Origin of the sequence: Cytobacillus citreus, from assembly GCF_018343665.1 — a bacterium.
Lineage (GTDB): Bacteria > Bacillota > Bacilli > Bacillales > Cytobacillaceae > Cytobacillus > Cytobacillus citreus.
On the sequence record NZ_JAGYPM010000003.1, the window covers coordinates 265,611 to 277,486 of the forward strand.

General features: G+C 36.9%; 11 protein-coding genes. All 11 read right to left on the bottom strand.

All coding sequences use genetic code 11. The annotated features are described in order from the left end of the window. Nucleotides 1-75 precede the first annotated feature (75 nt). A complete protein-coding gene (locus tag KHA94_RS12870; protein ID WP_213102537.1) occupies nt 76-1,314 on the bottom strand; it encodes a GerMN domain-containing protein in 1,239 nt (412 codons plus the stop codon). Beyond that, on the bottom strand, nt 1,289-1,840 hold the full coding sequence (sigX, locus tag KHA94_RS12875) for an RNA polymerase sigma factor SigX (protein WP_213102538.1): 552 nt from the start codon (nt 1,838-1,840) through the stop codon (nt 1,289-1,291). The genes KHA94_RS12870 and sigX overlap by 26 nt, the downstream gene beginning before the upstream one ends. A gap of 199 nt (nt 1,841-2,039) precedes the next feature. After that, nucleotides 2,040-3,821 carry an ATP-binding protein gene (locus KHA94_RS12880; RefSeq protein ID WP_213102539.1) on the bottom strand — a complete coding sequence of 594 codons (1,782 nt, stop codon included), beginning with the start codon at nt 3,819-3,821 and terminating at the stop codon, nt 2,040-2,042. After that, the gene (locus KHA94_RS12885; protein ID WP_275950895.1) at nt 3,818-4,534 is read right to left on the bottom strand and encodes a response regulator; all 717 of its coding nucleotides are present in this window, start codon (nt 4,532-4,534) and stop codon (nt 3,818-3,820) included. The genes KHA94_RS12880 and KHA94_RS12885 overlap by 4 nt, the downstream gene beginning before the upstream one ends. Before the next feature lie 101 nt (nt 4,535-4,635). Then, nucleotides 4,636-5,823 carry a c-type cytochrome biogenesis protein CcsB gene (gene ccsB, locus KHA94_RS12890; protein ID WP_213102541.1) on the bottom strand — a complete coding sequence of 396 codons (1,188 nt, stop codon included), beginning with the start codon at nt 5,821-5,823 and terminating at the stop codon, nt 4,636-4,638. Continuing rightward, nucleotides 5,824-7,461, bottom strand: a complete 1,638-nt coding sequence (gene resB, locus KHA94_RS12895) for a cytochrome c biogenesis protein ResB (RefSeq protein WP_213102542.1) — start codon at nt 7,459-7,461, stop codon at nt 5,824-5,826. It abuts the gene before it with no gap. Nucleotides 7,462-7,480: 19 nt separating this feature from the next. Then, a complete protein-coding gene (resA, locus tag KHA94_RS12900) occupies nt 7,481-8,005 on the bottom strand; it encodes a thiol-disulfide oxidoreductase ResA (protein ID WP_213102543.1) in 525 nt (174 codons plus the stop codon). A gap of 181 nt (nt 8,006-8,186) precedes the next feature. Continuing rightward, nucleotides 8,187-8,909, bottom strand: a complete 723-nt coding sequence (gene rluB, locus KHA94_RS12905) for a 23S rRNA pseudouridine(2605) synthase RluB (RefSeq protein ID WP_213102544.1) — start codon at nt 8,907-8,909, stop codon at nt 8,187-8,189. Nucleotides 8,910-9,364: 455 nt separating this feature from the next. Continuing rightward, the gene (locus KHA94_RS12910) at nt 9,365-9,898 is read right to left on the bottom strand and encodes a spore maturation protein (protein WP_213102545.1); all 534 of its coding nucleotides are present in this window, start codon (nt 9,896-9,898) and stop codon (nt 9,365-9,367) included. Between the two features lie 6 nt (nt 9,899-9,904). Next, the gene (locus tag KHA94_RS12915; protein WP_213102546.1) at nt 9,905-10,492 is read right to left on the bottom strand and encodes a nucleoside recognition domain-containing protein; all 588 of its coding nucleotides are present in this window, start codon (nt 10,490-10,492) and stop codon (nt 9,905-9,907) included. Then, nucleotides 10,485-11,636 carry a D-alanyl-D-alanine carboxypeptidase family protein gene (locus tag KHA94_RS12920; RefSeq protein ID WP_213102547.1) on the bottom strand — a complete coding sequence of 384 codons (1,152 nt, stop codon included), beginning with the start codon at nt 11,634-11,636 and terminating at the stop codon, nt 10,485-10,487. Before KHA94_RS12920 ends, KHA94_RS12915 begins: the two co-directional genes overlap by 8 nt. Between the last annotated feature and the right edge of the window lie 240 nt (nt 11,637-11,876).

Genomic DNA, 11,876 nt, shown 5'->3' on the forward strand with positions numbered 1-11,876 from the left:
ATTTAGAACCATATAAAGTAAAATAAACAGTTTGACTATATAGAAAAAGACGAACCAAATGGATCGTCTTAATAATTACTGTCCTATCATTCGCTTATTAGCTGCGACTGGAACCTTAATTTCATGTTCTAAATCAAATCTTCCTATTTTATCTATTTGTGCATTTTCCAATTTCACTTCATCATAATTGAATTCTTTTGCTGTTAGCAAAATGGCTTCAATTGTATGCAATGTTGAGGCGTCGTCATTAATAGTAGTTCCTTTCTTAAAGCGAATCGTCAATTTGTTTTCTGCAGGATCTTTTACTGTATCAAACTGAATATCTTCAGGAATAGAAGGAATTAATTTCTCATCTCCCATTCCCTTTCTCATTGATGAAAACGCTTCTTCGATTGTACTAATTTTTTCATTATATGGAACAATAAATGGTTTTATTTCTGCCTTGCTTGGATAATAAAAATAATAAGCATGATTTCCAAACTGATCATCATCAGGAACAAATTTCTTAATCTCTCCATTATACCCAAAATTAATTCCAGGATTTCCATCTGTTGATAAATTAATTTCCTTAATATCTAAAGACTTCATCGTACTGGTTAAAACCTGAGATAAAATATTCTCAGCAGAGCCTGACAAACTATATGACTGATTTGCTGGCACATCCAAATTTAATATTCTGTTTTCTTCTTCATATTTTAATTCAGCCATTAAAGGGTAATAATCGTACAAACCCCAGTCATTCTCAGTAAGCCTTTCCATATAATCTTCAAAAAGTTTAAATTTGGTTTTATTCTCTTCCTTTGAAACAATAATACTTACAGGCACAATAAACTCAACATTATCATCAGGTATAGCATATGTTAAAACCTCACGACCACCAATATCCTCTTCATAAACAGCTGTACTTTGATCCTCGAACTCTATCGAGCGCATACCAATATTTTTATTCGTATCATTACTTTCTTTTGCTGCAAAAGGTACTGCACTTTCTTCATTGGTAGAATTTTGCTCTTTGTCTTTGGTTATATTCTTTTTTTCCATTGCAATCTCGGCACTTGGTGAAGATTTATCAGCTGATTCCATTGATTTTTCTTCTGTATTCTGAAAATTAAATAGTCTGGGAACAAGTATGACTAATAAGAGCAAAGCTGCTGCAGTCGCTGCAGTTGGCATTATCCAAACTTTATGCTTTCGCCTATTTAATTTAATTGAAATGTTTTGATAAACTTCCTGCGGATCCCGTTCATCTATAATTTTAGGAAGTTGCCCTAATAATTCCTCTATCTGCTCATCGCTCCACTCTGACTTCCTCAATATCCATCCCCTCCTTTCTTCTTTTATCTTCCATATGTCCTTTAAGAATCTTTAAGGCTCTATGCTGAGTCGTTTTCACTTTGCTTTCCGTCCAGTTTAACGCTTCAGCTGTTTCTGTAATAGTAAGCTCATGCAAATATCTCATAACAATGACCAGTCTTTGATCAACCGTACAATGGTCAAGACATTGATAAATGAGCTGAATTTCTTCCTTTTGAATAGCAATTTCTTCAGGTACTGGATATTCATCCTTAACCTGCTGTGTCGTCCAGTCAAACTTCTCTAAAATTCTTTGTTTCCATCCTTTTTGTTTTCTGAAAGAATCGATCGCAACATTTCTAGCAATTGAAAAAAGCCATGTTTTTTCACTGCTTTTTCCTTCAAATCGTTCATAGGATTTAAGTACTCTTATATATACCTCCTGAACTAGATCCTCAGCAAGTTCCTTGTTTTTGACCATATAAAAAAGAAATTGAAAAACATCATGATGATATTTTCTATATAATTCATCAAAAACGGAGTCCATCAGTTCCCCTCCCCGTTCAATAAAATAGTCGTAAATAACTAAATAAAAGTTACAATTGAATATAGATTCCTCTTTGAACTATTATACTTTCTCTCCTAATAAAAAAGGAAGGATTTTTCTGTAAATCCTTCCCTCTTACAATAGCTTTTCAATTATAATGTTTCTTGTGAATCAAGAACAATCGGCATCCTCTTCTATATTATTCTATATTTCGAGGAATAAATAGAGAAAATGTCGTACCTTGGTCAACCTTGCTTTGGACGGAAATTTGTCCTTTATGGGCATGAACAATATTTTTCACAATTGCAAGGCCAAGTCCTGTCCCTGAGCGACCTCGAGTTCTTGCTTTATCGGCTTTATAAAATCGTTCGAAAACAAAAGGAAGGTCTTCTTCTGGAATACCTGATCCCGAATCTTTGACCTCAATAGTTAAGCCTCGATCATCCGAATGCTCTGATACTGTCACTTTCCCCTTATTTGGGGTATGACGTATTGCATTATCAATTAGGTTTGTCAATACTTGTTCCATTGCATCAGGATCGAAGCAAAAACAAACCTCTTTATTGCCAAGTTCTAGGCCAAGCTGAATGTCTTTTTCTTTTGCTAGTCCCTGAAACTTCCGGTTAATTTTTTGAAGAAAAGGATGAACCTCAACTTCTTCCTTTATTAATTGTATATGTCCTGCTTCCATTCTCGCAAGATCCAGAAGTTCATTGACTAACCTGCCCATTCTTAAAGATTCATCGTATATGACTCTTGCCATTTCTTTCTTTTCTTCATCTGTTCCAGCGATATCGTCTACGATTGCTTCACTATAACCTTGCATCATCGCGATAGGTGTTCTAAGCTCGTGGGAAACATTAGCGATAAAATCCTGCCTTAGCTTATCAAGCTGTCTTTCTTCGGTCATATCCCTAATAACTGCAACCGCTCCTCGAATATACTTGTTATTATAGAGCGGACTCACAATCATGACCCAGAATCTTCCTTGTATGGATATTTCGCCCACTTGCTCCATTTCAGTATTAACAGCTTGCTGAAAAAGCTCCATTACTTTAGATGGGACAGCGGCAGTATCCATGTTGTCTTCATCCTGCTCATAGTACCAATTATGCAAAAAACGATCTGCTGGCGGATTCGTAATCAAAATCGTCCCATCATTATTAAAAGTGATAACACCATCTGCCATTCCGCTTAAAATACTGGCAAGCTGCTCTTTTTCTTGACTGAGTGCATTCATATTAAACTTCAACTGTTTCCCCATCTGGTTAAAAGCAATTGCTAATTCCCCAATTTCATCTTGAGATGGAAAAGGTACCTTCGTATCAAATTTTCCTCTTGCAACCTCAAATGCTGCTTCACGCATTTTTCTTAACGGGGCAGTAATTCTTGTTGATAAGAAAAAAGCAAATATGGTAGTTAAAATTATTGCTACACCTGCAGCAAGAAAAATAAACTTTGTTGTCGAACTAGTTGTTTCTTGCATAACTTCTAGTGATTGATAAATATAAACCGCACCATTTTTACTTGTGGTATCTTTTAGAGGGACACCGATGATTAATATTTTGGATTGATCTTTACTGTTATCTTTATCCTCACTAAATGAAGACATTTTTTTTACAATTTTATCCTCAGTGATAACCTTTTGTAGATCAGCATCCTCAGTAAAATATTTGGTTGGCAAATTGAATGATTCATTTCCTTTTGGCGAGTAATAAATTTCATTAGGATTTGTCACTATGACAACCTCAGTGACATCATCGACCAATTCCCAGGATATTTCCAACCCAACATCTCGGTCATGCTCGTCTAATATACGCGCAATTTTCTGCGCAGTATCAGTTAGTCCTCTTTCCAATTCATTAATATGGTAGTTTTCAAAGAACTCTAATAACATAATCGTTAAAATAAATAGTACAAAAGAAACGAGTAAAAGAATTGTAAACCAAAGCTTGCCTACAACACTACGCCAGAGCATCATTCATTAATAACCTCGAACTTATAACCGACACCCCATACAGTAACAATCATTTTTGCTGCTTGCTCAGAAACTTTATTTAATTTCTCGCGTAAGCGCTTAACATGTGTGTCTACAGTTCGTAAATCACCAAAAAATTCGTAATGCCAAACTTCTTTAAGTAATTGTTCACGATCAAATACTTTATCTGGAGATTTCGCAAGAAAATAAAGCAATTCATACTCTTTCGGAGTCAGGCTAACTTCTCTTCCATCTGCCAACACACGATGGGCATCATGATCAATCGTTAAGTGAGGGAACACAATGACATCTTTTGTTGTTGTTTCTGCTTGGATAAAAGAAGTTTTAGATGATCGGCGCAATAATGCCTTCACACGCAAAACCACTTCTCTCGGGCTGAAAGGCTTAACAATATAGTCGTCCGTTCCTGCCTCAAATCCTTGAACTCTGTTTACTTCTTCGCCTTTAGCTGTCAGCATGATAATCGGAGTTGCTTTTTTCTCCCTTAGCTCCCTGCATACTTCGATTCCATCCTTGCCAGGCATCATTAAATCAAGAAGAATGATGTCAAAATCATTAGCAAGAGCCTTTGTTAACGCCTCATTGCCATCTTCCGCCTCTTCAATAATGAAATTTTCACGCTCTAAATACATTTTTAGTAAGCGTCGAATTCTTTCCTCATCATCAACGACTAAAATTCTAACATCCTTTTCCATATCCATTATCCCCCAATTTAGTTCCCAAAAATGATTTATATTTTGAAATAAGCCCCCACAAAGGTGAAGGCTTTTAAAAATATTAATTAATTCATTAATTCTTAAGATCCTGCGTAAGAATGAAGACCAGCTAGAACAAGGTTAACAGCTACTAGGTTAAACATCATGATAACAAATCCTATAACTGCAAGCCATGCAGACTTTTCACCATGCCATCCTTTAGATAGGCGGAGATGAAGAAATGCTGCGTAGAAAAGGAAGGTAATGAGCGCCCAGACTTCCTTCGGATCCCATCCCCAAAAACGTGTCCATGCAATTTGCGCCCAAATCATCGCAAATATCAACGCGCCAAGTGTAAAGATAGGAAAACCTATTAAAACAGAACGATAGCCAATCTCATCTACTAAATCCAGATTAATATTTTTAACAATTGGTTGTAAAGCAGCACCTATACGTTTACGTAATATTAATCGAAGAAGTAAATATAAAATAATCCCTGATGCTATTGACCAAATTACTGTATTCAATTTTTTTGCATTAATGATGGCAGGTACTTCAACAATTGGTTCAAATTTCTCAGCTGTGAGCAATTCACCTTTATGAGGTCCTACTAATGCAGGCATATGATATTCTAATTTAGCTTCCGTGCCAGTTTTGTCGATCCAATTAAATTCAGCTTTATAATCCATTGCTGAAAAAGTGGAGGATACAATGACAAATCCAAGGGTACAAACTAAACCAAACATAATTGCCTCTAACCAAAATGTCTTTTTACTTGATTTGGACTGGTCAATTGCCTTAATTAAATAAATGAGCCCAGCCGCAAAACTAATTGCTAAAATTGCTTGCCCAACTGCTGCGGTAGTCACATGGATATGTAGCCAATCACTCTGCAAGGCAGGAATAAGCGGAGTTATCTCACGCGGGAACATGCTTGCATAAGCAATCATCAAAATAGCTACAGGAAGCGTAAATAGTCCAAGCATTGGCGTTTTGTATATAAAATAAATGACAATAAATGCTCCTACAAGCGACATACCAAAGAAAGTTGTAAACTCAAACAAATTACTTACTGGAGCATGGCCAGCAGCAATCCAGCGAGTAATAAAATACCCCAATTGTGAAGCAAATCCAACAATAGTAGTAATAAGCGCTAATTTTGCCCATTTATTCGGGCCCTTTTCTGCACTTTTCCCTTTTTTATCCTTTATAGAGCCAGCAAATAAAACAGTGGCCACTAAATATAAGAAGAAGGATGCATATAATAAATTTCCACTAAGAGTTACCACTTAGCTCCCTCCCGATTCCTTATTTTCGTTTTGAACTTGATCTTCCGGTTCGTTAATTCCAGTATTTTCTAGAATGATGCTAATTTCTCTTTTTAAGCCATGCCAGTTTTTATTCGTATGACCTGCAACCCAAACTTCATCATTTACTTTACGAATCCAAATACGGCGGTGATTCCAATATGAACCTTGAGCAACTCCAATCATAAAGATTAATCCACCTAGAGATATTATCCAAAGCGTCAAATCTTTTCGAACAGTTAAACCAGATACATTTTTCGTGTCGATCCCCTTAAACGCCATTTTATATGTATTATCTCCGAAAGGCTCAATCGTTTGACGAATAGCAACAAAACTAACTTCCCCTTCAGGCTTATCAGGAGTCAGCATTTTAAAGACGAAAGCTGGATTATTAGGAATTCGTGATTTTGTAACCGGCTCTCCACTTTCATCAAATTCGAAATCTGGAAAATAGCTCACTACCTCAACAGAATATCCGTTCCCTAAATCATATTTTTCCTTAGGGTCATTTAAATCTACAGTCAGCATGCCGAACTCTTCATTTGTTTGCTTATTAGTAAGAGCAAAGGTCATTTTGTTCAATTCATTTAATTTATAGGTGGATTGATACAAAGCAAAGTTTTCAAATCGCAAAGGTTCATTAACACGAATCTCATCATCCTTCACTTTTTCAAGCTCAGGCTTTTCTCCAGCAATCGAATCCCCTTTCTTTTTATATAGGGTCACATCGGACTGGAAATTTTTCGCTACCATCCCAGAATTTTCAATTGCTTCACTAAAAACTTCCTTGTCTTTATTTTTATCATAAACTTCCAGTATAAACTGGTCATTTTTCAAATAATATTCTCCGTCTGTTTCTGGAATTACCTTCGTTTCCCCTTCACGGATCCACATAACCTCGTCTACATACATACCAGGGACAAAGCGGAGCATTCCACCAATTAAGAAAATAATTAATCCAATATGATTTACATAAGGACCCCATCTTGAAAATCTGCCTTTTTCAGCAAGAATATTGCCATCCTCTTCACGAATATGGTACCTTTTTTCCCTTAATTTTTCTTTTACCTTTTCATATGATTCTTCCAAGTTTTCAGCTGCTGAAATTCCAAATAGCCGCTGGCGTTTTAGAAAACCTTCATGTCTGGTCACTCGCTGAGCCTTCAATGCTCGATAAAGTGGAATTACCCTATCTAAACTACAAATGACAAGCGAAATACCAATTGATGCTACTAACAGTAAATACCACCAAGAACTATATAGATTGTGGAAACCAAGTTCATAATATAGTTTTCCTAACCAGCCGTACTGATCTTCATAATACACTTCAGCAGGCATCACAGGAGGAATATACATTTCCTGTGGGAAAATAGTTCCCAAAGCGGATGCGATTAGTGTAATGACTATTAGCCATACACCAACCTTTACAGATGAGAAAAAATTCCAAATTTTATCCACTATTGTTTTATTGTATGTTTGCGAGCGGCGTGCACTTCCTTCATAGCGCATATCAACAAGCTGCTTTTCCCTCTCATGCTCCTCGAGAATTCTTCCGCAAGCTTCACAAAGAATTGTGCCATGGGGATTTACATGTCCGCACTCACATTTTACATCCTTCATCCTAAAAACTCCCTATACCTTATGGTTTAACCTGTTCCATTAAGTCTTTAATCATATCTTCTGTCAATTGACCTGTATGGTATTTCACTATTTTCCCTTCCTTGTCAATCATATACGTCGCAGGGAGAGGGCCAATCTTATAAGCTGTCATTACCTGTGAATCCGTATCCTTTAATATAGGGAATTCTAAATTGTGCCGATCCGCAAATTTTTGTATTGCTAATTCAGATTCCGCTACATTTACAGCTAGGATTGTAACACCTTTGTCTTTAAATTGTTTATATTGGTTATTCAAATATGGCATTTCTTTTTCACACGGCTTACACCATGTACCCCAAAAATTTAATAAGACTCCTTGTCCTTCATAATCTGAAAGACGATGTTTCTTTCCATTCATATCTTCTAATACAAAGTCAGGTGCTTTTTCACCAACCACTGCTTTTTGAACATCATCCTTTGTAAAATTAGCGTATAAAGTGTAAGCAACTGCAGCTCCTAATAAGAGTAAGATGACTGCCCTTATCATTAGTCGCTTTTTTTTCATTAAACTATCTCCTTTGTATAAGTCAGTTCAACAATAAAATTTCACACGTGTATTATTGTTTTCCAAACTAGAATACCTGAATTTCCATACAGTCTGATTCTAATTATATCATTTATTATCACTATGATAATGTTAACGATATGAAGGAAGTGTGACTTTTCTATGAAATTTCGCCTCAAAATTACTTTGCTTGCGCAAGCGTCCGTAATTGCTTTACTTCATGAGCTGTTAATTCCCTGGCATCCCCTGGTTTCAGACCATGAAGAGTTAAAAAACCGTATCTTTCACGTTTAAGTTTCATGACAGGATAGCCAATTGCCTCAAACATTCTTCTTACCTGTCGATTACGCCCCTCATGTATTGAAAGTTCAATAATGGCTGTTTGCTTCTTCTTATCCAAAGAAAGCATCTTTGCCTTTGCCGGCGCAGTCATTCCATCCTCCAATTTAACACCCTTCTCAAGACTTTTCGTCTTTTCGCGTGTTGGTATCCCCTTCACCTTCGCGACGTAAACCTTTTCAATTTCACTTTTTGGATGCATGAGAAGATTCGCAAATTCACCATCATTTGTTAATAAGATAAGCCCTGATGTATCGTAATCCAAACGCCCAATAGGATAAATTCTTTGTTCTATATTTGGAAGAAAATCAGTGACTACCTTCCGTCCTTTGTCATCGTGAACACTCGAAATAACCCCTCGTGGTTTATAAAGAAGAAAATATACTGGCTCCTCTCTTTCTACAGGAATGCCATTCACTTCGACCCGATCTGCGGATGATACTTTAACACCTAGCTCTTTTACTACTTTTCCATTCACCTTCACATGACCTTCGATAATAAGTTGCTCAGCCTTTCTGCGTGAAGCAAATCCAGCATGTGCGATTACCTTTTGTAATCTTTCCAATTATGTCACCCCAAATAATTGCTTTAATATAAGGATAATACCAATTTCTATCCTTATGAATTATGACATAAATCGGGCTTTTTTCAAAGCTGGGGTTACTTTTGAGAAAAAGAACAAATGCGCAAGCGCCTTCGGAACAATTAAATGACAAATTGTTCCTGAGATGAATATTCAAAGAAGCTTTCCTTTGTGCTCACCTCCGACAAGCACAAGACGAGCCTCACGGAAAGGTGTTCTTTACCTTTCTGGGAGGATTGGCTTGTGACCTCGAGGTCGACAAAAACGCGACGTCCTGTCGCATTGTCGACACTAGTACGTCCTGTACGTCGGAGGTAGGCGCTGGAGCTGAACGTAGATAAACTATATCTCAAGTTATCAACAGATAGCGAAAATTATAATTTCCTATACAAAAATGAAAGATACCTTCGTTTGAAGATATCTTTCATAGCAATACATTATATACCAAATATAAACGTTACAACGACAATGGCAGCAATAATCCCAACTAAATCGGCTAAGAGGCCAACTTTTAATGCATCTCCCATTTTACGAATTCCTACCGCTCCAAAATACACTGTTAACACATAAAACGTAGTGTCCGTGCTCCCCTGAAGAACGGAAGCAAGACGGCCAATAAAGGAATCAGGACCATATGTAGCAATGAGGTCGGTGGTCATACCAAGTGCAGCTGAGCCTGAAATCGGCCGTATCAAGGATAACGGAAAAATTTCAGGTGGGACCCCTATTGCTTCGAGTGCAGGTCTTATCAGCTCGGTGAGATACTCGAGTGCTCCAGAAGCTCGAAATACCGAGATTGCAACAAGCATTCCGACTAGAAAAGGGATGATTGAAACAGCGATTTTAATTCCCTCTTTACCACCTTCTACAAAGCTCTCATAAGTGGGAATCCGTTTGAATGTGCCATATATTAATATAAATCCAATCAGAACCGGTATAAACCATAAAGAGATCATCGACACAATTTGCATGCGAATTCATCCTTTTCTTGTTCTTCGATAGTAAAAATATCGATCAATTAAAATGGCACCTAATGCAGAACTGATTGAAGCTATTAATGTTGGGCCAACGATCTCTGTTGGAGAAACTGATTCATATTTCATCCTTATTGCGATAACCATTGTAGGGATAAGTGTAATGCTTGATGTGTTTATTGCTAGAAAAGTAATCATCGACCGACTTGCTTCACTTTTCCCTTCATTTAAATTTTTTAATTCTTCCATTGCTTTTATTCCAAGTGGAGTTGCAGCATTTCCCAAACCGAACATATTCGCTATCATATTTGATAAGATATAACCCATTGCCGGGTGGTCACTCGGCACTTCTGGAAAAAGTCTTTTGACAATTGGTTTAAATAATAGGGCTAGTCTTTTTAATAGCCCTGCATCCTCTGCAATTTTCATCATTCCTAACCAGAATACAAGAATACTTATTAATCCGATACATAATGTAACTGCATCTGCCGCCCCTTTAAAAACCGCCTCATTCACTTTATCCATCGTCCCGTTGATCATAGCAAAAACAATTCCGATCACTGTCATCAAGACCCAAATTAGGTTAATCATCTGTTTTTACACCAACTATCGCTGTAAATAAACTCCTAAATATCCCCCAAAATGACTCATTATCTTTAGATTTAACTTGATCATAATAAATTGGAATCGTTTTTAATGGTCGATTATCAAAATAAACTACCGCTTTTCCAACAATATATGGTACATCCTCTTTAGTTCGCCACTCCTTGTCAGGTTTCATCATTTTATATTCAATATGAAATAGATCTTTTTCATCTGAAGAAACAGGGTATTCAAAGCCATTTTTAACATATACTTTATTTTTATAAAACTTATCTTTAATAGCCTTTAACTCGCCTTTTGGCAAAACCTCAGCTATTGTATATGTGTTAAAACCATTTTCATACATTTGAATATGGTCATTCCAGTCATCAGGCGCATTCAATGTAACAGCAATTAAATTCATTTTATTTTTTGTAGCAGTTGTAACCAATGTTCTCTTTGCTCGCTTCGTAAAGCCCGTTTTTCCACCTGTGCAATATTCATATAGTTCTGTCAATAATCGATTCTTATTAGACCATTTTCTATCCCATTTTTCAGTTGGATTCGGTGCTGTATGAACCTTTGTCCCTGAGATTCTCACATACTCTTCATTATTCATAGCATAACGTGTTAATAGAGCCATATCATAAGCAGTTGAGTAATGATTTTCATGATCATCTAGTCCGTGTGGATTTGCAAAATATGTGTTTTCCATGCCAATTTCTTCAGCCTTTTGGTTCATTAAATAAACAAAACCATCAAGACTTCCTCCTACATATTCTGCAATGGCTTCAGCAGCATCATTCCCAGAACGGAGCATTAATCCAAAAACTAAGTCTTCCAATTTGATCTTTTCTCCTGGCTTTAAATAAATGGATGACCCCTCAGCTCTTACCGCATTCTCACTAACCTCCACCATTTCATCCATTTTCCCAGACTCTATAGCCAAAATTGCAGTCATTATTTTTGTAATACTTGCAATTCTCCTTGGCTTGTACGCATCCTTTTCAAATAAAACTCTTCCTGATCCCTGCTCCATTAAAATAGCACTGCGCGCACTTACATTAACAGAAGCCTTGGCTTTCTGCGGAATAAGAACAATGACCAATGCAGCAATCAAAGGAAAAATAAATAGCTTGTGTAAATTTTTCATTCCATAAAGACCCCGTCTCCTATTGTCTAGCTTTAGCGCCTTGCACCTCGCTGAAGGATTTTAGTTATTGATCCTATAACAAGGCACTTCCGCATTACTGTTTGTCCAGCTACAGCGGCTAGGGGCTCGAGGTCTTAAGCCGTTCCGACAAAATGGTTAAAGAGCAACCTTTCTGCCGGCCCGTCTTAAGCTGGTCGCCCCTGAGCAAGCCGCCTCCGCTTTTCTGTTTGGTTTGTACAA